A 19,053-nucleotide genomic window follows, 5' to 3' on the forward strand; every position below is an offset into this window, starting at 1 on the left:
CAGACGCGGGACCGGCCGTCATCCGTTCCCGGCGACTCCCCCGCGTAGCAAGCCCAGGTCGCGGGCCCGGCGGACGGCCTCGTTGCGCCGGGTCACGGCGAGCTTGCGCAGCACTCCCCGCACGTGGGTCTTCACGGTGTTGACCGAGACGTACATGGTGCGAGCTATCTCCTCCGTGGACAGCAACTGGGCCAGGTGACCGAGAACCTCGGTTTCCTTGGCGGTGAGCGGCTCGACGACCATCGGGGACGTCGCCGCGCCGGCCGCCGGAGCGGTCGCCGGCGAGGCACCCAGCCAGTCGTGGCGCACACTGAGGTTGCGCTCCTCCCGCAGGAAGCGTCGCAGCAGGGGTGACGCCTCTATGAGCGGGCGGCGCAGTCGTTCGGCCTCGGCCAGCGTGAGCGCCTTCTGCAGGGCCCGGCGAGCCCGGTCGCGGTGGCCATCGGTGAGGTCGGCGCCCGCCAGCACCAGCCAGCCGTCGACGCGCATGTCGACCGGCAGATCCGGGTCGCCGGTCAGAGCGGCCACCGTGGACCGCGCGCGATCGGTGTCTCCGGCAGCGAGCGCGGCCGTGGCCTCGGCGAGGGCATGCTGATCGGTGTTTCCCGGCGCCCTCGGAAAGGTGCCGGGCGCGAGCAGCGCTGTGTGCGCCAGTCCGAGGAGCTCGCCGAGCCAGGACGGCATCCCGTCGCGCGGCTGCTCGAGCACTTCGGCTGCCCGCGCGACATCGCCGCGAGCCCGGTGGATCCGCGCCCTCACCAGCGTCAGCAGACCGGTCAGGAGCGCGTCGGGGCGGGCAGTCAGCCGCACGCCGGTGCGCTCGCTGTGCAGCCGGGCGGCGGCCAGGTCGTACTCGTCGGCACCGACCCAGGCCAGCGCGAGCTCAGGAGCGGCGGACAGCGGCCCACCGTTCCCGGCCGAGTGCTCCAGAGCCTGACGCGCGTGTTCGCCGGCCCGCCGCAACCGGCCCGTCAGCGCCTCGGCCAGAGCGAGGCCACCGAGCAGGTCGTGCGCCTCACCGGCGAAGGTCCCCGGGTCATCGGCGACCACCTGGAACACCTGCCTGGCCCCGGTAAGGTCGTGCCGTAGTAAGAGGCTTTCACCCCGGGCGAGGCGGATGCGGGCGGACAGCTTGGCCGGCACTGCGGCGCCGGCCGCCAGTGCCGCGTCCAGAGCGTGCCAGGCGCTCTCGGCCGCCCCGGCCCGATCGTCGGGGGCCGCCCGAGCCAGCTCGACGGTCGCCAGACACAGCGGCAGTCCTGGATCCCGCGCCGCGCCGGCCATTTCGGCCGCCCGCAGCAGGTGCTTGGCGCATGCCTCCTGGTCGCCGAGATGGTGGGCGACGGCGGCGTGCACGACGGCAGCTTCGGCGGTGTCCAATTCCGGAGGCAACGGCGTGAAGGCCCGGGCGCACCGGTCGGCCTCGGGACCGTCGAGAAAGCAGGCGATCACCATGCCGCGCACGACGCCCGTGGCAGCGAGTTCCCACTCCCCGGCCCGCACGGCGTACGGGATCGCCGCGAGCCAGCGGCCGGACGCGGCGTACCAGCGAGCGGCGCGGCGGTGCAGGCCGGCGATCCTTTCCTCCGGGACGGTGGACAGGACGTCCAGCAGCACGGCCCGTACCTGGGGATGGTGCAGGTACGACCGCTCGTCGGCGACCGCCACGGTAACGAAAACTCCTTCGTGCGCGAGCCGGTCGAGCACTTGGACGGCGTCTCGCCGACCGGTCAGCTCCACCGCCAGCCCGGCCGGCAACTGCTCGGCCACGCAGGTGGACAAAAGCAACTCCCGGGTCGCTGGGGTCTGCTCGGCCAGCAGCTCGGTACGGATGTATTCGGCCAGTTCGGAGGACACCTGCTCGACGTCCGGGCCCCGGTGGGCGCGCGCCTCCAACCGCAGCGCGGCGGCCCAGCCGTTGGTCTGCGCGGTGAGCGCGGCCGCCGCGGCCGCCTCCACCGGACTGCCGTGCGCGGCCAGCAACGCCTGCGCCTCGACCGGGGTGAACGCCAGCTCGGTGTGCCGGATCTCGGTGACCGACCCGGCCAGCCGGTGACGGTGCAGCGGCAGCGGCGGGTCGACGCGGCCGACCAGGACGACCCGCAGCTGCGCGCCCGCGTGCTCGATCAGGAACTGCAGGCCGTCGACGACGGACTCGCGGGCGAGCACGTGGGCGTTGTCGAGTACCAGGACGGCCGGCTCGGAACGGGCCGCGAGACCGACAGCCAGGCGCACCAGGAAGGACCGGTCCACAGCGTCGGCGTCGGCGTGCCGGCGGCGCGCCGGAACCTCCACGCCGCACCGGTCGAGCGCAGCGACCACGTACGACCAGAAGACACCCGGCTGGTCGTCGGCCGGCTCCAACGTCAGCCAGGCCACCCGGCGGCCCGCGCGGCCGGTGGCCGCCCAGTCCGCGACCAACGTGCTCTTGCCCGATCCGGCCGGCCCGATCACCGTCGTCAGGCGCCGGGCCGGCCCGGCATCGAGCCGGTCCCGGAGACGCTCGCGAACCACCCACCAGGGCGGGAGCCCCGGTGGGTCCAGTTTGACGGTCATGATCGGATCGCCGTCGGGCGCCGTCGTCGTATCGGTAGCGGTCTCCTCGGTCATCACGATTCCTACCCCCACACCACTACCCTCGCGACAGCGCCGATCGCCCACCCGCGATCCGCGTCTCGTCACTGAGCGAGGCGCCAGTCTCAACGCAGAGTTTCCTACCGATCTTCGGATGTCTCATCACCCATGCTGGGTGATATCCGAATGTGGCGAGCCACGTCGGCTATGCGCAGGTCGCGAAGGGCCCCGCTGGGCGCAAGATGTGCGACACGGCATTGCATCCGCTGCACAGAGTGCGATTGAGTGGTTACTCGATCTCGCCGCCGGCCCTCGGCCGGCGCGGACGCGACGGCGAACGGGGCATTCGGCCGGATGATGCGAGAGGAGCACGTGCCACGCCGCAGGCTGATCGGGGATCTGGCCGCGGTGCACGACGACGTGCCGTTGATCCTGCTGATCGCCGCCCCCGGCTATGGCAAAACGCTCACCCTGCGCCAGTGGGCGGCCGCCGACCCACGTCCGTTCGCGTGGCTCGACATCGAGCCGGACGACGCCGAACCGGCCCGCCTGCTGCGCCGGATCGCCCGCGCGCTGCACCCTCTTCGCCCGGCCGGCGACCCGGCCTGGCGGGCGCTGTCGCAGCCCACCGGCGACATGGCCGAGGTCGGGCCCGCGTTCTTCGCCGGTTCGCCGGGCCGGCCGTGGCTACTGGTCCTCGACAACCTCCAGGTGATCCGCAACAGCCCGGCCCAGCGGGCGGTCATCGCCCTGGCCGAGCGGCTGCCGTCCGGCTGCCACCTGGTGGTCGCCGCCCGTACCCGGCTCGGCCTGCACATCGGCGGCCTGCGGGCCGAGGGCCGGTGCGCGGAGTTCGGCCCCGACGAGCTGCGGCTGTCCACGACGGAGTCGCTCGACGTCATCCACAACTCCGGCGTCCGGCTCGCCCCCGACCGGGCTCGCGCGCTGGCCCGCCGGCTCGGCGGCTGGCCGGCCGGGGTCTATCTCTCCGCTCTGACCCTGCAGGGCCGGGCCGACGTGGCGCACACCGCCGACCGCCTCTCCGGTGCCGACCCGTACCTCTCGGAGTACTTCTGCGATGTCGTGCTGGCCGCGGAGTCCGCCGACACCGTGCGGTTCCTGATGCGGACCGCCCTGCTCGACCCCATGTCGGCCGGTCTGTGCGACGCGGCCCTGCGCCGGCACGGATCCGGCCAGACCCTGGCCGGGCTGGCCGCCCGCAACGTCTTCGTCGCCCCGGTCGACTCGGCCGTCCGCTCGTACCGCTACCACCCGACCTTCCGGGAGATGCTGCTGGCCGAGCTGCGCCGCCGGGAACCGGCCGCCGAGAAGGGCATTCACCAGCGGGCCGCAGCCTGGTACGAGCGACGCGAACAGACCGACACCGCGGTGCGGCACGCGGCGGCGGCCGGCGACCTGGGGTCGGTCGAACGCCTGGTCGGCCGGTACGCACGGCGACTGGTCGACGACGGCCGGGCCGAGGCCGTCGCGGCCACCCTGGACACGCTGGGCCGCGACGCGATCGACAAGAACCCCGGGCTGGCGGCGCAGGCCGGTTGGGTCTACGCCTTCGCCGGGCGGCGTTCGCTGCCGGCCACCTGCCTGGCCGCGGCGACCGCGGCCATCGCCCCCGACAAGCCGCGGGCGATGGCCGCCGTGGATCGCCTGCGGGTCGCGCTTGCCCCGGGCGGGGTGGACAACATGCTCGGGTACGCCCGGCGGGCCGCCCGGCCCGAGCGGCCCGGGTCGGACTGGTACCAGGTCACGACCGTCCTGCTGGGCGTGGCCGAGGAACTCACCGGCAACACCGTGCTGGCCATGACCCGGTACGTCCGGGCGGCACGGGCCGACGGGGAGAACCGCATGGCGGCCGCGCTCGCCCTGGCCGGCCTGGCCTGGCAGGCCGCCGACGCCGGCGACGACGCGACCGCCACCGCGTACGCGAAGGAGTCGGCCGACCACCTCGGCGCCGGGCGGCATGCCGGTGGCTGGTCGGCCCTCACCCACCTGATCTGCGCCCGGGTCGCGCTGACGTCCGGCGACCACTCGGCCTGGGAAAGCTCGATCGACCAGGCCGGCCCGGCGATCCGGAGCGCCCGCGCCTTCCCGTGGCTGGCCGCCGCGGCCTCGATCCGGCTGACCCAGCTCCTGCTGGAGGCCGGCGAGGTCGGCGGCGCCCGGGAGGCCGCGGCCGGCGCCCGGCTGGCGCTGGCCGAGCTCGGCACGTCCGGCGTGCTGGCCGAACGGTTCCGGGCCGCCACGACCGAGCTGAACCGCCGCTCCGCGGGGACGGACACCGAGAACGTGTTCGGCCTGACCACGGCCGAGCTGCGGGTGCTGCACCTGCTGCCCACCCACCTCACCCTGAGCCAGATCGCCGAGGACATGCGGCTGTCCCGCAACACGGTGAAGACGCAGGTCGCTGCCGTGTACCGGAAGTTGAACGCACCCGGCCGGGCCGAGGCGGTGCGGCAGGGACGCGATGCCGGCCTGCTCGGCTGAGCCGGCGGCTCATTCCCGCGGGATGAGGAAACGGCGCGACGGCCGGGACACGCTCGGTGGGCGTCGCCGGATCCGGCGCGTCTCACCGACACAAGGAGGTAACCCGCCATGTCGACGCTGGTCGCGATCGGGTATCCGGACGAGGCCACCGCCACGGCGGCGGCCGACGAAGTGCAGCGCCTGTCCCGGGACCTGATCATCCAACCGGACGCGGTCGCGGTCATCACCCGCGACGCGGAGGGCAAGTACCACGTCAACACCAACCACAACCCGGTCGGAGGCGGCGCCACCTGGGGCGTCTTCTGGGGCCTGCTGTTCGGGGTGCTCTTCTTCGTGCCGGTGCTCGGCATGGCGGTGGGCGCGGGGCTGGGCGCGCTGATGGGTCTGGTCACCAAGAGCGGCATCGACCGGAACTTCCAGGACCAGGTGCGCGGCATGCTCAAGCCCGGCTCGTCGGCGCTCTTCCTCGTGGTCGAGAAGGTCACGCCGGACAAGGCGGTCGAGTCGCTGAGCCGCTTCGGCGGCACGGTGCTCAAGTCGTCGCTGTCCAAGGAGGCCGAGGCCGAGCTGCAGACCGCGCTGCACGGCGCCGGCAAGTCCTGACCCGGGATCCAGTCGGCGGCCGACCGGCCCAGCTCCGACAGGACGGCTTCGGCGGTTCGCCGCCGGGGCCGTCCTCCGCCACACCCGTTCACTCCGGTGGGATGAGGGGTGACGCGGGCACAGTCCCGACCCTGGAGGCATGGTGAGGGCCTTCCGAGGTGTGATCAACGTGGACGTGCGGGACTCGGTCGCGGACTGGGAGCCGTACACACCGGCCCGGGCGCCCGCCGGGGCGCCGAACGTGTTGCTGGTGCTTTACGACGACACCGGGCCGGCGGCCTGGGAGCCGTTCGGCGGGCGGATCGCGATGCCCGCGTTGCGCCGGCTCGCCGACGACGGCCTGCGCTACTCCCAGTGGCACACCGCCGCGCTGTGCTCGGCGACCCGGTCCTGCCTGCTGACCGGCCGCAACCACCACGAGAACGGGTACGCGGGACTGCCCGGGGCCGCGACCGGCTTCCCCGGCTCACACGGGCGCATCCCCGAGGACCACGTCTTCCTGGCCGAGGTGCTGCGGCGGCACGGGTGGGGCACGTTCTGGGTCGGCCAGAACGCGAACGTTCCGCCCGGCGAGCACGGCCCCGGCGCCTCCCGGCAGAACTGGCCGCTGGCTCGCGGCTTCGACCGGTTCTACGGCTTCTTCGACAGTCGTATCGACCCTTGGTATCCCAGCCTGCTCTCGGACAACCATCAGGTCGAGCCATGGGGCACCCCGGAGCAGGGCTATCACCTGTCCGAGGATCTGGCCGACCAGGCGATCCAGTGCCTGCGCGACATCCGCCAGTCCGCGCCCGACAAGCCGTGGTTCATGTCGTTCTGCCCGGCCGCTGGGCACGCGCCGCACCAGGCGCCGCGCGAGTGGATCGACCGGTACCGCGGACACTTCGACGACGGCTACGACGCGTACCGCCCGTGGGCCCTGTCCCGCATGGTCGACCGTGGTGTGCTGCCGCCCGGCACCACCCTCGCACCGACCGTCGCCGGGCACGTGCCGCGGTGGGAAGCGCTGCCGGCCGATCGGCGGCAAATCCTCGCGCATACTGCCGAAAGGTACGCGGGCTTTGCCGACCACACCGACCACCAGATGGGCCGGATCACCGGTCATCTGGCGGCCACCGGCCAGCTCGCCAACACCCTCATCATCGTGGCGGCCGTCGGTGGCGCCTCCGGCGACGACGCTGACGGCGATTATGCCGGCGGCTGGGGGACCGCCTTCTCGACGCCGTTCCGTACGCACAAGCGGCACTGCCACGAAGGTGGAGTGTGCGCCCCGTTGGTGGTGCACTGGCCGGCCGGCATCCGCGCCCACGGCGAGGTCCGCCATCAATACCATCACGTCATCGACATCGTTCCCACGATCCTGGACTCCTGCGGCGTGCGGTGGCCCGACACCCAGCCACCGCTGCCGGGCGTCTCGTTGCGGTACAGCTTCGACGCGCCGCACGCACCGACCACCCGGCACACCCAGTACTACGCGGCGCTGGGCGGGCGGGCTCTCTGGCACAACGGGTGGAAGGCCGTCGCCGAGCACGCACCGGCATCGGGCGGGGGCCGATTCCACCGTGACCGGTGGCAGCTGTTCCACACCGATGCGGACCGGTCCGAGGCGCACGACCTGGCCGCCGCGCAGCCCGAGAAGGTGCAGGAGCTGGTCAACATCTGGTTCCGCGAGGCTGAGCGCTTCGACGTGCTGCCGCTCGACGACCGTCCGGTGTCGGAAATCCTCCTCGAGGAACGGGCCGAACCCCTCGGTCCGGCGACGCGCGTTTTCTATCCCGAGGCCGCGCCCGTGCCCCGATGGGACGCTCCGGATCTGCGTGGCTGCTCCTTCCGCGTCGTCTGCGAAGTGGTGCTGGAGAGCGACGAGGCCGCGGGTGTGCTGATGGCCCACGGGTCGCGAGCCGGCGGGCACGCGCTCTTCATCAAGAACCGCAAGGTCTGGTATGTCAACAACTGCACGGAGGTGGGCGACGAGCAACAGTTCGTCTCCGATGATCTGACCCCTGGGCGGTACCGGCTCGGCGTGGAGTTCGCGAAAGAGGGGCCCGGCCGGCAGCACGAGACCGTGGGGACGACCCGGCTGTCGATCAACGACCGGATCGTCGCCGAGGGTCCCATGTCGACTCGGCCGGGCCCGTTCCCGCCCGGCCCGGGGCTGTGCGTCGGCCGGCACAGCGGCGGGGCGGTCAGCGACGCGTACCGCCCGCCGTTCCCCTTCAGCGGCGGCCGCATCCTGCGCGTCGAGTTCAAAACCGCCGCGGATCAGCAGATCGACCTTGACCACGAGGCTGCGGCGATCCTGGCCGGCGAATGAGACCGCCCCGGCTCGACCGCCTGCACAGCGACGGGCGGCCGCGCACCATCCCGCACGGGGGAGGACCGGCGTGCGCGATTTCACCCACGACCGAATCGCCCAGCTCGTGGGCAGCGAGCAGTTCGCGCGGATGTGGACGGACGCCACCGGGCGGCGCACACCCAGCCCGTGGCCGCCTGACCGGTCGAGGCGACGGCGCTCTGACCGCTCTGCTGGTCATCGAGCTGGTCGGCGGCCGCACCGCGCGGCCGCCGGCTCGTACCGAAGGAAAATTCGTCACCTGAGGATGTCCTGACTGCGCGGGAAGAGCCGGCCCCGTTCGGCACCCCGCGAGGCTGATCGCGGTCCCGGGCGGACGTCAGGCGGCGACGCTCCGCAAACGAAAGCCCAGGAAGACCTCGGACAGGCCGACCACGATGCTGCTGACGCCGGTCAGCACGATGAGCACGCCGAGGGACAACCCCGGTGTGAAGACGAAGACGAGCCCGGCAACGACCGACAAGCCGCCGACGATCAGCAGCAGGGCCCGGGCGCCACCGGTCTCCTGCACTCCCATCACGACGGCCGCGATGCCGCCGAGCAGCCAGGTCAGCGCGACGATGGCGGCCAGCACGCCGAGCGCGGTGACGATGTTGCGCAGGCAGATGACGCCGGCCACCACCAGGATCATGCCGACCAGGCCGGACAGCACGCTGCGGGCCAGGCCCCGTCCGACCGGCAGGAACGCGCCGACGATCCGGAACAGCCCGGCGAACAGCAACCAGATGCCGACCAGGGCGGCCATGACCCGTAGCGACAGGCCCGGCCAGGCCAGCACCACGATCCCGAAGACCACGCTGAACAGGCCCAGCAGCAGCGACGTCCACCAGGGGAACGGCGACGACGGTGCTTCTTCGCGCGCGATCGTCTGCGAGGTGATGGTCATGGTGAGCCTCCCGGAGTGCGTACGCCTCGGATCGTCTTGAGCGTCGGCCCGTCGGCCGCCGGACGCCTCACCCCGGACGGGTGATGTCGGGTGGGCCCACGCCAGGGCTTGCGACTGATAAGTTGACCGCACGCCAGTCGAGCCGGAAGGAGGTCGCACCGTGTCCCACGTTTCGCGCCCCTTCCGCGGTCCGGCGTCTCCGCGGTTCTGACCCGGGGCGCAGCATCACGCGCCCTGGAGGTTCCATGAGTTCCGTCGTGTTCCGACCACTTGTCGACGGCGAGGAGTCGCTCTTCGACTCGCTGCCCGATCTTCTGCCCCTGCGCCAGATCTCGTACGCCGAGGGCCTGGCCGGCGGCGGCTTCCACCCGTCCCGCACGTGGGTCGCGCTGCGCGAGGGCCGGGTGGTGGCCCGGGCCGCGTGGGTGCTGCCGCCCGGCGCGGTCGGCGGGCCCTGGCTCGAGCGTTTCGACGTGATCGACTCCCCCCAGGTCGGCGCCGGGCTGCTGGCGGCCGCCCACGAGGCGCTGGGGGGTCCGCGCCCCTACTACGCCGCGTTGCCGGCCGGCTGGCACACCTCGCCGTCGGTCGTCTCGGCCGTCGCCCCGGCGCTGGCCGCCGCCGAGTCCGCCGGGCTGGTCCCCACGGGTGAGCGGCTCCGCCTGCGGTGGGTTCCCGGCGCCGGCGCCGACCGGCCGGCCGCCGCCGGTCCCGCTGTCCGGCCGGCCGCGGGGCCGCACGAGATCGACACCCTGGTGGGCCGGGTGGTCTCCCCCGACGTCCTGACCGGCAGCGAGACGGCCCGGGCAGTGGCCGGTCTCGATCTCGCCACCGACCCGCGGCCCTGGCTCACCGGGGAGGCCACCGCCTGGCACGTCGCCCACGACGGCGGCGAACCGCTCGGCCTGCTGGGCACGGCCGGGCAGGCGTGCTGGCCGATGCTGGGCTACCTCGGCGCCCTGCCCGGTCCCCGTACGCAGGAGGTCCGCTCGGCTCTGGTCGACGCGGCGCTGCGGGTGCTCGTGGCGGACGGCGCCGAGGAGGTGGTCGCCGACGCCGACGCCGACCGGTCCGACGTCCTGGCCGATCTCGGACGGGCCGACTTCCGGCCGATCCGGGCCCGGCTCACCTTCGAGCCCGGGAACGCGTAGGGTCCCCGCCTGTGCAGCCTGCGATCACGGCGTGGGTCGAGGAGGTCGCGCTGCCCGGGCAGCGGATCGCCTCGACCCGGACGCTGACCGGTGGATTCAGCAACGACAACACCGTCCTGACCATGGTCGGCGGTGATCGTTACGTGCTGCGGCGCTACCTGGGCGACAACAAGTGCGCGCTCGAGGCGGCCCTGGCCCGGCAGCTGACGGGCCGGGTGCCGGTCGCGGAGGTGATCGGCGCCGACCGGGACGGCGACAAGGCCGGCGAGCCCGTCCTGCTGTCCCGCTTCGTGCCCGGCGTACCGGTGAACGAGCTCGACGAGGCGGCGCTGACCGAGATAGGTGACGAGGTGGGGGGCACGCTGGCCCGCATCGGCGCCGTCGAGTTCGAGACTCCCGGGTTCTTCGACGGTGACCGGCTGGCGGGTGCGGGCCACCTCGTGCCGGACGGCGCCGAACTCACCGAGGGTCTCGACGGGTGGGTCGACCGCTGCCTGACCGAGGGCAACGCCACCGGCCACCTCACCGACGCCGAGCAGCGGGCCCTGCGCGCCTGGGCCCGGGAGGCGGCGCCCGAACTGGGCGTGCTCAAGGGCTCCCGCCGCCTGGTCCACTCCGACTACAACCCCAAGAACCTGCTCGCCGCCCGCTCGGCGGACGGCCGCTGGCAGGTCGCCGCCGTCCTCGACTGGGAGTTCGCGTTCAGCAGCACGCCGCTGGTCGACATCGGCAACATGCTGCGGTTCCCCCGGTCGCCCGCCTTCACCGACGCGTTCCTGGGCGGCTTCCGCGAGGCCGGCGGCGACCTGCCACAGAACTGGCGCCGCCTCAGCCAGGCCCTCGATCTGTTCGCCCTGGCCGACTTCCTGACCCGCCCGGTCGGGCACCGCTACTTCGGCAAGGCCGTCGACCGCATCCGGGTGATGCTCAGCCATTAGGATGGCGGCCATGCTGCTGCGGGTGTTCTCGGTAGCGTACTGGGCGTTCATCGGGATCACCTGCGTGGTCTTCTTCGCCGGGGCCGTCGTGGTGTGGCTGCTGACGGTGCCGTTCGACCGGCGACGGGTGGTGCTGCACCTCTATTCGTCGGCGTGGGCGTCGTTCTACGTCTACGTCAATCCGCTCTGGCGGCTGCGGGTCGCCGGGCGCGGCGGGCTGCCCTGGCGCGGGCCGGCGGTGCTGGTGGCCAACCACGCGTCGCTGATCGACATCCTGGTGCTGTTCGCCCTGTTCCGGCCGTTCAAGTGGGTGTCCAAACAGGAGATCTTTCGGGTCCCGCTGATCGGCTGGAACATGCGGCTCAACGACTACGTCCCGCTGGTGCGCGGCAGCGGCGCGTCGGTACGCCGCATGATGGAGCACTGCGACCGGCTGCTGAACGCCGGCTCCCCCGTCCTGATGTTCCCGGAGGGGCGGCGCACCCCGGACGGCTCGTTGCAGTCGTTCAAGGACGGCGCCTTCGAGCTCGCCGTACGCCACAACGTGCCGGTGATCCCGATCGTGGTGCACGGCACCCGGGCCGCCCTCCCCCGCGACGGTTTCATCCTGCGCGACCACGTCGACGTCCGCGTACGGGTGTTGCCGGCTCTCGACCCGGCCGGGTTCGCCGACGTGGCCGCCCTGCGCGACGCCGCCCGCACCTCGATCGCGGAGGCGCTGGCCGGCCCGTGAGGATCGCGCACTTCTGCGACAGCCACCCGGGCCGCCCGGACGGTGTGTCCCGCTCGGCCGCGCTGACCGTCGCCCTGCTGCGCGAGGCCGGTCATGAGGTGCCCTTCTACCGGCCCGGCCGGGTGCCGTCGCTGCCCGTGCCCGGCCGGCAGGTGCGGGTCGGCTCGCCGTGGTTCCGGTGCGCGCCGGCCGACGTCGTCCACGCGCACACGACCGGCCCGATCGGCATGGCCGGGTTCCGCCACGCCGCCCGTTGCGGCGTGCCGCTCGTGGTCACCTGGCACACCGATCTGCTGGCCTACGCGGACACGTTCCCCGAGATCCCGGTGGGTGCCGCGTGGTGCGCGCTCCAGTTGCGGCTGGGCTGGTCCGTCCGCGAGTTCCTCGAGCTGGCCCGGCCGGGCGCGGTCCGGCGCGGGCGGCTGGTCGTGCTCGGCCGGGGCCTGGCCGCGCGGATGGCCGCCGCGATCGCCCCGTCGGCCAAGACCGCCGACGGGTTCGCCGTCTTCGGGCCCGGGCCGGAGGTCTGTGTGCTGCCCACCCCGGTTGCGACGGTCGAGCCACGGCCGCCCGGCCGCGGCGGCGCCGTGGTGCTGTCGGTCGGGCGGGTCACCGCGGAGAAGAATCCCGGCCTGCTCCTGAACGCCTTCGCGCTGCTGCGGGAGAAGAGGCCGGACGCGAGGCTGATCCTGCTCGGCGTCCGCCAGGGCCGGGCCGCCCTGAGCCGCCGCCTGCGCGCGCTGGGCCTGGAGGGGCACGTCGAGGTGCTGCCACCGGTTCCCCGTCACGAGGTGGACGCGTTCTACCGTACGGCCGATGTTCTCGCCTTCGCGTCCACAACCGACACCCAGAGTCTGGTGCTCGCCGAGGCCGAGGCGATGGGCCTGCCCGCCGTGGTGGCCGACCCGGCGCTGGCGGCGCGCCCCGGATCGGCCGGGCCGCCCCGTTTCACGTGCGCGCCCGACCCGGACGAGTTCGCCGCGGCCCTGAGCCGGATGCTCGGCGACGAGACCTTGCGAACGGCGGTGGTCCGCGACGGGCGGGCGGCCACCGCGGCGTACCCGTCGGGCGTCTATCTGACCCGGCTGGAAGAGCTGTACCGACGCCTTCAGCGGTCATGATCTGACACGATCTTCACGACGCTCGACGCGACCCTGCGATCGCTGCGGTGAGCCGGCGGACGGCCTCGTCCATCAGCTCGGGCGGAGCCGCCGCGTAGGTCAGCCGCAGATAGGGCGCCGGCGCCTCGGCCGCGAACCAGGGCCGTCCGGGAAAGACGACCACGCCTTCGGCGGCGGCCGCGGCAGCCACGGCGACGTCGTCGACGCCGTCGTCGAGGCGCATCCACAGGTGCAGCCCGCCTCGCGGGACCGGTCCGATGTCCAGGTTCAGGTGCCGCCGCAGGGCGGTGAGCAGGGCCTCGCGCCGGGCCCGCAGCGCCGTCCGCAGGGTGCGGCGGTGCCTGTCCCACCCGGGCGAGGTGACGAACTCGAGCGCGGCCTGCTGCAAGGGGCCGGCCACGAACAGCTCGTCGACCAGCCGTACCGCCCGCAGTCGCGCCCCGGCCGGACCGCGAGCGCCGACGGCCGCGATCCGCAGCCCCGGCGCGGCCGGTTTGGTCAGCGACCGCAGATAGATCACGTGCCCGTCGGGGTCCTCGGTCGCGAGCGGCGCCGGCGGGTCCCCGTCGATGGTCAGGTCCCGCGCATAGTCGTCCTCGATGACGAAGGCCCCGGCTTCCCGTACGGCGGTCAGCACGCCCGCCCGTCGCCCGGCGCTCAGCGTCGCGCCGGTCGGGTTGGCGTACAGCGGCTGGCAATAGAACAGGCGCGCCCCGGTGCGCCTGAACGCGGCGGCCAACTGGTCGGGCCGCACCCCGTCGCGATCGGCCGGGACAGGCACGACGTGCAGTCCGGCCGCGTGCGCCGCGGCCAGCGCCCCGAGATAGGTCGGCGACTCGACCAGCACAGTGTCACCGGGCGCGGCCAGCGCCCGCAGGGCGGACGACAGCGCGGCCTGCCCGCCCGGGCAGATCACCATGTCGTCGGCGCGCAGGCCGACCTCGCGGGCGAACCACGCGCGCAGGTCGGCCCGCCCCTCGGCCGGGCCGCGCTGCCAGGCGGCGGGCTGACGGGCCGCGCGGGCCAGGGCGGCGCCGAGCGCGGCGGTGGGCTGCAGGCCCGGGTCGAGGTAGCCGCCGGTGAGCGGGATGGCGCCGGGGGGCGGCTCGGCCAGGAGGGCCTGCAGCTCCTCCTCACCCGGACGGCGGGCGCCCAGCGCCACGGTCTGCCACGCGAGGTCGGCCGGGGCCGGAACGGTCGTGACCCGGCTCGCCACGAACGTGCCCTGCCCCGGCCGGGTCTCGACCACGCCCTGCTCGACCAGGACCCGGATGGCGGCGGCCACGGTGACCGGCGAGGCGCGGTGGCGCGCGGTCAGTTCCCGTACGGAAGGAAGCCGCGACCCCGGCGTCGCGGTGCTCGCCGCAGCTCGCAGATCTTGGATAACGCGATCGCCTGCGTTACCGTCATTCATGAGAAGCAAGAGTAGCGCTATTGTGCCGTCGGCGATAACGGGCGGCTTGGCGCTGGGGGCGATCGGGGTGCTGGCGTTCAGCATGTCGCTGCCGGCGACCCGGGTGGCCGTCCACGATCTGGATCCCTGGTTCGTGGCGTTCGGCCGGGCCGTCGGCGCCGCCGCGCTGGCGCTGGCCTACCTGCGGTTCACCCGAGCCCCCCGGCCCACCGCGGCCCAGGTCCGCCGGTTGACGATCGTCGCGATCGGCGTGGTCGTCGGCTTCCCGCTGTTCACGTCGCTGGCCCTGACCACGCAGACCTCGGCCCACGGCGCCGTCGTGATCACGGTCCTGCCCGCGATGACCGCCGTCTTCGCCGTCCTGCGCGCCGGCGAACGACCACCGGCCGCCTTCTGGCTCGCCGGAGGGGCCGGCCTGCTGGCCGTGCTGGCGTTCGTGGTGGTCAGCGGCGCGGCGCGCGGGGACCTCACCCTGGCCGACCTCTTCCTGCTGGCCGCCGTGGTGCTCTGCGGCCTCGGGTACGCCGAGGGTGGCGCACTCTCCCGCGAGCTCGGCGGCGCCCGCACCATCTGCTGGGCGCTGGTGCTCTCCCTGCCCGCCACCCTGCCGATCACGGTGGCCGCGGCGGTCGCTCAACCCCCGCACGCCGGCGCCGGGTCGTGGGCGGCTTTCGGCTATCTGACCGCGGTCTCCATGTTCCTGGGCTTCTTCGCCTGGTACGCCGGACTGGCCCGCGGCGGTGTGGCCCAAGTGGGGCAGATCCAGCTGGCCCAGCCGGTCCTGACCCTGCTGTGGTCGGCGCTGCTCCTCGGCGAGACCGTGACGCCGGCCGCGCTGGCCGTTGCCCTGGTGGTCCTGGCGTGCGTCGTCCTGACCCAACGCACCCGAGCGGCCGCCGACGCTTCCGCTGTCAACGAGGTCGCCGAGAGTGGTCAAGCCTCTCGCCCGACGCCCATCGGGCGTTGACGGACCACGCCGTTCCTACTGATACCGGCCAACCACGCCGACGACCGCACTCCGCCGGCACGACGCCGGTTTCATCGTCGGTGGACACCACACCGCCACTTCATCGTCGCCGGGCCCCAAGCGCTGAACGACGTTGCCGCCGGCCACGACGCCTTCTTCCGACAGTCGCCGGGCACCACGCCACTGGACGCATCGCCCGGGCGCGTCGGTCAGGCGTCGGCGAGTCGTTCCAGCTCCGGCACCACCTCGGCGGGCGCGGGCATGGCGGCCATCTCGGCCGCGACCTGCCGGGCCGCCGCCAGCAGGGCCTCGTCGGTGAGCAGCCGCACCAGGTCGGCCGCCGTGATGGCCTTGGCCTCGACGGCGATCCCCGCGCCGCTGCGGGCGAGCATTTCGGCGTTGTGGCGGCGGTCGCCCGCACCCGGCGTGGCGAGCTGCGGCACCCCGGCGGCCAGACCACCCAGCACGCTGCCCGCGCCGGCGTGGTGGATGAAGGCCGCGGCGTGCGGCAGCAACTCGTTCAGCGGCACCCGGCCGGCCGCGCGCACGTTCGGCGGCAGGTCGCCGTCGGATTTCGGCCGCACGAGCACGAACTCGGCATCCACCTGACGCGCGGCGGCGACGACGGCCGGGCCAGGATCGCCGTCGTTCGGTCCTTCCAGGGTGCTGCGGCTGACGAGCACGCGAGGCCGTTCGCCGCGGGCCCGCAGCCAGTCCGGGATGCCGCCGCCACCCGAGAACGGAACCGGCCGCATCGGCACCAGGCGCTCCCCCACCGCCCCGTCAGCAATCCCGGCATCGGCGGCCGTCCCAGCGGATCCCGCGCCATCCGCCCGCACGCCGCCCGCCTGCTCGCCGTTCGTCTGCGCGCTTCGAAGGCTGGGCGGCGCGACCGTGATGGTCAAGGCCGGGGAAGGGATCACCCGCCCGGACAGCGAGGAACTGCCGACCACCGCCCGGTACAGGTCGGTCGCCGGCCACAGCGTGTTCTCCTGCAGGACCGACGGAACAGAAAGCCGCCCCGCCACGATCGCCCCCGCCTCGCTCAGCGACTCGAAAACGATGAGATCAGGCCGTTCCCGCTCGGCCAGCTCCTGCAACGGCTCGACCAGCGACAGGTTGGCCCGCCCGAAGAGCTCACCCACGAAGCCGTGCCCCGCGACGCCATTCATCTCGGCGCGGGCGATCAGCGGATGCCGCAGAGCCGCGCGAATCGCACTGCGCGGGAGACTGAACCGGCCACCGATGTCGACCGTGCGCAGCCCGAGCACATCCGGCGGAAAGCCCCCGCTGGCCAGGATCACCTCATGCCCGGCATCACGGCAGGCGGCCGCGAGAGGAACCAACGGCAGCAGGTGCCCTTGCAACGGTGCCGCCACGAAGAGGATGCGCATAGCCGCGTTCTATCACGCCGCCCCTCGCTCACCGCCCCGTCCACAACCGACCCACAAAGACTCGTTCACAGCCGCCGCCGGAACACCCTCGGCCCCGAGCCACAACGGAGTACCGTCACGGCGCCATCTCACCGACCCCGGAAGGCGAACGATTGATCCCCCAGGACACCGGCAAACCCCGCCCCTCCGTACGCATCGTCCATCTGAACGCCGCAGCCTTCACCGCCCTCATCTCCGGCGACCTGGAAGCGGCCAACCGCGCCTGCCCCGTCCCCGTCTCCGACTACCTCGTCGGCCCGGAACCGCGCGGCACCTGGCAGCGCCGCCTCGCTCAGGCTCTCGAGGATCCGTCGACCGCGGCCTGGACCACCGGCATCGTCCGGGACGAGGTCACCGGCGCCGCCGTCGGCCGGGCCGGCTTCCACGGGCCGCCGGACGCTTCGGGCATGGTCGAGATCGGCTACGCGATCGATCCGCTGCACCGCCGGCAGGGTTACGCGCGGGCCGCGCTCGAGGCCCTCCTGACCCGCGCCGCCGCCGAGCCGGACGTGCGCCGGGTGCGGGTGACGATCAGCCCGGACAACGTCGCCTCGATCGGCCTGGCTCTGCCCTACGGCTTCGTCGAGGTGGGCGAGCAGGAGGACGAGGAGGACGGGCTCGAGATCATCTACGACTTGGCGATGTAGCCGGCGACCAGCCGGGACATCGTCGCCGGGTCGATCTCGTGAGCGGTATCGCCGGCGTGCGGGTCGCGGGCGTGCAGCACGTGCAGGCGCGGCGACTGGGGGCCGGCCAGGTCGACCAGGGTGGCGGAGGCGCCGCGGACCGCGCGTTCCCCTCCGGGCGGGGCGGTCAGGTCGATCCGGTTGACGACGCCGGGGGTCACCCACACCGGGACGCCGGCCAGCATGCCGAACAACTGCAGGTGGAAGTGCCCGGTGAGGATGAGCCGCACGTCGCTGCCGCTGATCGCCGCGGCCAGGTCGGCGGGATCGTGCAGGCCGAGATTCTGCTGGATCTCGTTGTCGAGACCGATCGGCGGGTGGTGGAACGCCAGCACCGTGCCGTGTTCGGTCGGCGTGGCCAGTTCCGCGCGCAGCCAGGAGAGCTGGTCCTCGCCGAGCCGGCCCCAGACCTTGCCGGGTACGAGGGAGTCGAGCGTCACGATGCGGTGCCCCCGGACGACGGTGACACCGATCGGCGACACCCCGAGCCCGGCCGTGAACGCCTCACGCTCGTCGTGGTTGCCGGTCGTCCAGAGCGCCGGGATGCCCCGTCCGGCGGCGAACGAGCCGACCAGCGAGCGCGCCGACGCGTACGCCTCGGGAGAGCCGTCATCGGCGATGTCGCCGGTCACGAGCACGGCGTCGAGGCCTTCGAGGCCGGCGCAGCCGCGCAGCATGTGCCGGAGCGAGTCGCTCGGGTCGATGCCGTCGGCGTTGGGCCCGGGCGCGCGGGTGAGGTGGGTGTCCGACAGGTGCAGAATCCTCATGCGACGGACGCTAGAGGATCCTGCCAAGCCGCTATCGGTTGATCTTGGTGCGCCAGTCCGGCGGCACCGCGCCGGCCGGGCCGGGCACCGGCTGGTCGGCCGGGCGGCTCGTGGCGGGGGCCAGCTCGGGGCCGGAGCCGGCTTCCTCGGTGGTGAAGTCCCAGTACCAGTCCTCGCCGGGCTCGAACGACTGGATGATCGGGTGACCGGTCGAGCGGAAGTGCGCGGTGGCGTGCTGCGCGGGTGAGGTGTCACAGCAGCCGATGTGGCCGCACTGGGCGCAGCGCCGCAGGTGGAACCACCAACCGTTGCCTTCGAGGCACTCGACGCAGCCGGTGCCTGAGGGGGGTACGTCGGCCTGGATCGGGTTTTCGCTCGTCACGCCGAAGAACCTACCCCAGCCACGCGCGGTTCAGGCCGCATCCTCCGTCACATCGGCGAACCGGCCGCCGAGCGCCGCGACCGCCTCGTCGGCCGGCACCTGGAGGCCGACGCCGCGCTCACCCGCGCCGAGGTTGATCGTGCGGCCTTCCGTACGGGAGTCGGCGACGACCGGCCAGGGCCGGGCCGAGCCGAACGGGGTGATGGTGCCGCGCTCGTAGCCGGTGGCCGCCTTGGCGGTGGCCGCGTCGGGCATCGACAGCCGGTTGACGCCGAGCAGCGCGCGGAGCTTGGGCCACGAGATCGAGCGGTCACCGGGCACCAGCACGAAGACGTAGTCGTCGTCGGCCCGCCGCACCACCAGCGTCTTGACCAGGTCGCGGACCTCGACGCCCTGCGCCTCGGCCGCCTCGGCCACGCTGCTGACCGGTCCATGGCTCAGCAGCTTGTAGGCCAGGCCCAGGGACGTGGCCGCGGCCGCGGCCGGATTCGTCGACATGTGATCACGGTAGCGCCCGCCGGGGGCGCGCCGGGCCGCGGCCGC

16 protein-coding genes are annotated in these 19,053 nt (G+C 73.5%); 9 read left to right on the plus strand and 7 right to left on the minus strand.

The features are described 5' to 3' along the window. Positions 1 to 18: 18 nt before the first annotated feature. Entirely contained in the window at positions 19 to 2,610 is a 2,592-nt protein-coding gene (locus tag HJC40_RS40110) for a LuxR C-terminal-related transcriptional regulator (protein ID WP_250008865.1), read from the minus strand. Between the two features lie 336 nt (positions 2,611 to 2,946). Between HJC40_RS40110 and HJC40_RS46460 the strand changes: the two genes are divergently transcribed. The 3 genes from HJC40_RS46460 to HJC40_RS40125 all read left to right on the plus strand — a co-directional run bounded on the left by HJC40_RS46460 (position 2,947) and on the right by HJC40_RS40125 (position 7,993). Then, on the plus strand, positions 2,947 to 5,076 hold the full coding sequence (locus HJC40_RS46460) for a LuxR C-terminal-related transcriptional regulator (RefSeq protein ID WP_250008866.1): 2,130 nt from the start codon (positions 2,947 to 2,949) through the stop codon (positions 5,074 to 5,076). A gap of 108 nt (positions 5,077 to 5,184) precedes the next feature. Beyond that, positions 5,185 to 5,679 (plus strand): DUF1269 domain-containing protein, encoded by a 495-nt coding sequence (locus HJC40_RS40120; RefSeq protein WP_250008868.1) that lies wholly within the window; start codon positions 5,185 to 5,187, stop codon positions 5,677 to 5,679. Positions 5,680 to 5,818: 139 nt separating this feature from the next. Next, entirely contained in the window at positions 5,819 to 7,993 is a 2,175-nt protein-coding gene (locus HJC40_RS40125; protein WP_250008869.1) for an arylsulfatase, read from the plus strand. Between the two features lie 358 nt (positions 7,994 to 8,351). On the opposite strand, the gene HJC40_RS40130 is transcribed toward HJC40_RS40125, so the two are convergent. After that, positions 8,352 to 8,918 carry an HdeD family acid-resistance protein gene (locus HJC40_RS40130; RefSeq protein ID WP_250008870.1) on the minus strand — a complete coding sequence of 189 codons (567 nt, stop codon included), beginning with the start codon at positions 8,916 to 8,918 and terminating at the stop codon, positions 8,352 to 8,354. A gap of 245 nt (positions 8,919 to 9,163) precedes the next feature. On the opposite strand from HJC40_RS40130, the gene HJC40_RS40135 reads away from it, so the two are divergent. The 4 genes from HJC40_RS40135 to HJC40_RS46465 are packed head-to-tail and all read left to right on the plus strand — an operon-like array spanning position 9,164 to position 12,861. Further along, positions 9,164 to 10,069, plus strand: a complete 906-nt coding sequence (locus HJC40_RS40135; RefSeq protein WP_250008871.1) for an acetyltransferase — start codon at positions 9,164 to 9,166, stop codon at positions 10,067 to 10,069. A gap of 11 nt (positions 10,070 to 10,080) precedes the next feature. Next, complete coding sequence (locus tag HJC40_RS40140) at positions 10,081 to 11,007, plus strand: phosphotransferase (protein WP_250008872.1); 927 nt, start codon at positions 10,081 to 10,083, stop codon at positions 11,005 to 11,007. 10 nt (positions 11,008 to 11,017) lie between these two features. After that, positions 11,018 to 11,740 carry a lysophospholipid acyltransferase family protein gene (locus tag HJC40_RS40145; RefSeq protein WP_250008873.1) on the plus strand — a complete coding sequence of 241 codons (723 nt, stop codon included), beginning with the start codon at positions 11,018 to 11,020 and terminating at the stop codon, positions 11,738 to 11,740. Next, complete coding sequence (locus HJC40_RS46465) at positions 11,737 to 12,861, plus strand: glycosyltransferase (RefSeq protein WP_250008875.1); 1,125 nt, start codon at positions 11,737 to 11,739, stop codon at positions 12,859 to 12,861. Before HJC40_RS40145 ends, HJC40_RS46465 begins: the two co-directional genes overlap by 4 nt. A 13-nt stretch (positions 12,862 to 12,874) precedes the next feature. Here the strand turns inward: HJC40_RS46465 and HJC40_RS40155 are convergent, their stop codons facing one another. Then, positions 12,875 to 14,275 carry a PLP-dependent aminotransferase family protein gene (locus tag HJC40_RS40155; protein ID WP_250008877.1) on the minus strand — a complete coding sequence of 467 codons (1,401 nt, stop codon included), beginning with the start codon at positions 14,273 to 14,275 and terminating at the stop codon, positions 12,875 to 12,877. Here HJC40_RS40155 and HJC40_RS40160 point away from each other — a divergent pair. Beyond that, positions 14,274 to 15,242 carry a DMT family transporter gene (locus tag HJC40_RS40160; protein WP_250008878.1) on the plus strand — a complete coding sequence of 323 codons (969 nt, stop codon included), beginning with the start codon at positions 14,274 to 14,276 and terminating at the stop codon, positions 15,240 to 15,242. The genes HJC40_RS40155 and HJC40_RS40160 overlap by 2 nt on opposite strands. Positions 15,243 to 15,451: 209 nt before the next feature. Here HJC40_RS40160 and HJC40_RS40165 read toward each other — a convergent pair whose 3' ends face one another. Next, complete coding sequence (locus HJC40_RS40165) at positions 15,452 to 16,636, minus strand: glycosyltransferase (RefSeq protein WP_250008879.1); 1,185 nt, start codon at positions 16,634 to 16,636, stop codon at positions 15,452 to 15,454. 152 nt (positions 16,637 to 16,788) lie between these two features. Between HJC40_RS40165 and HJC40_RS40170 the strand changes: the two genes are divergently transcribed. After that, positions 16,789 to 17,322, plus strand: coding sequence for a GNAT family N-acetyltransferase (locus tag HJC40_RS40170; protein WP_250008880.1), 534 nt, complete (start codon positions 16,789 to 16,791; stop codon positions 17,320 to 17,322). On the opposite strand, the gene HJC40_RS40175 is transcribed toward HJC40_RS40170, so the two are convergent. The 3 genes from HJC40_RS40175 to HJC40_RS40185 are packed head-to-tail and all read right to left on the minus strand — an operon-like array spanning position 17,304 to position 19,008. After that, a complete protein-coding gene (locus HJC40_RS40175) occupies positions 17,304 to 18,128 on the minus strand; it encodes a metallophosphoesterase (protein WP_250008881.1) in 825 nt (274 codons plus the stop codon). The genes HJC40_RS40170 and HJC40_RS40175 overlap by 19 nt on opposite strands. Positions 18,129 to 18,159: 31 nt before the next feature. Beyond that, entirely contained in the window at positions 18,160 to 18,510 is a 351-nt protein-coding gene (locus HJC40_RS46470) for a UBP-type zinc finger domain-containing protein (RefSeq protein ID WP_250008884.1), read from the minus strand. 30 nt (positions 18,511 to 18,540) lie between these two features. Further along, positions 18,541 to 19,008 (minus strand): aminoacyl-tRNA deacylase, encoded by a 468-nt coding sequence (locus HJC40_RS40185; protein WP_250008885.1) that lies wholly within the window; start codon positions 19,006 to 19,008, stop codon positions 18,541 to 18,543. Positions 19,009 to 19,053 lie beyond the last annotated feature (45 nt).

Origin of the sequence: Actinoplanes sp. M2I2, from assembly GCF_023544445.1 — a bacterium.
Classification (GTDB): domain Bacteria; phylum Actinomycetota; class Actinomycetes; order Mycobacteriales; family Micromonosporaceae; genus Actinoplanes.

Bases quoted from the DNA above. Each gene is read 5' to 3' on its own strand.
- HJC40_RS40110 (WP_250008865.1), bottom strand. From the start codon at position 2,610: ATGACCGAGGAGACCGCTACCGATACGACGACGGCGCCCGACGGCGAT.
- HJC40_RS40120 (WP_250008868.1), top strand. From the start codon at position 5,185: ATGTCGACGCTGGTCGCGATCGGGTATCCGGACGAGGCCACCGCCACG.
- HJC40_RS40125 (WP_250008869.1), top strand. From the start codon at position 5,819: ATGGTGAGGGCCTTCCGAGGTGTGATCAACGTGGACGTGCGGGACTCG.
- HJC40_RS40130 (WP_250008870.1), bottom strand. From the start codon at position 8,918: ATGACCATCACCTCGCAGACGATCGCGCGCGAAGAAGCACCGTCGTCG.
- HJC40_RS40135 (WP_250008871.1), top strand. From the start codon at position 9,164: ATGAGTTCCGTCGTGTTCCGACCACTTGTCGACGGCGAGGAGTCGCTC.
- HJC40_RS40145 (WP_250008873.1), top strand. From the start codon at position 11,018: ATGCTGCTGCGGGTGTTCTCGGTAGCGTACTGGGCGTTCATCGGGATC.
- HJC40_RS40160 (WP_250008878.1), top strand. From the start codon at position 14,274: ATGAGAAGCAAGAGTAGCGCTATTGTGCCGTCGGCGATAACGGGCGGC.
- HJC40_RS40155 (WP_250008877.1), bottom strand. From the start codon at position 14,275: ATGAATGACGGTAACGCAGGCGATCGCGTTATCCAAGATCTGCGAGCT.
- HJC40_RS40165 (WP_250008879.1), bottom strand. From the start codon at position 16,636: ATGCGCATCCTCTTCGTGGCGGCACCGTTGCAAGGGCACCTGCTGCCG.
- HJC40_RS40175 (WP_250008881.1), bottom strand. From the start codon at position 18,128: ATGAGGATTCTGCACCTGTCGGACACCCACCTCACCCGCGCGCCCGGG.
- HJC40_RS40185 (WP_250008885.1), bottom strand. From the start codon at position 19,008: ATGTCGACGAATCCGGCCGCGGCCGCGGCCACGTCCCTGGGCCTGGCC.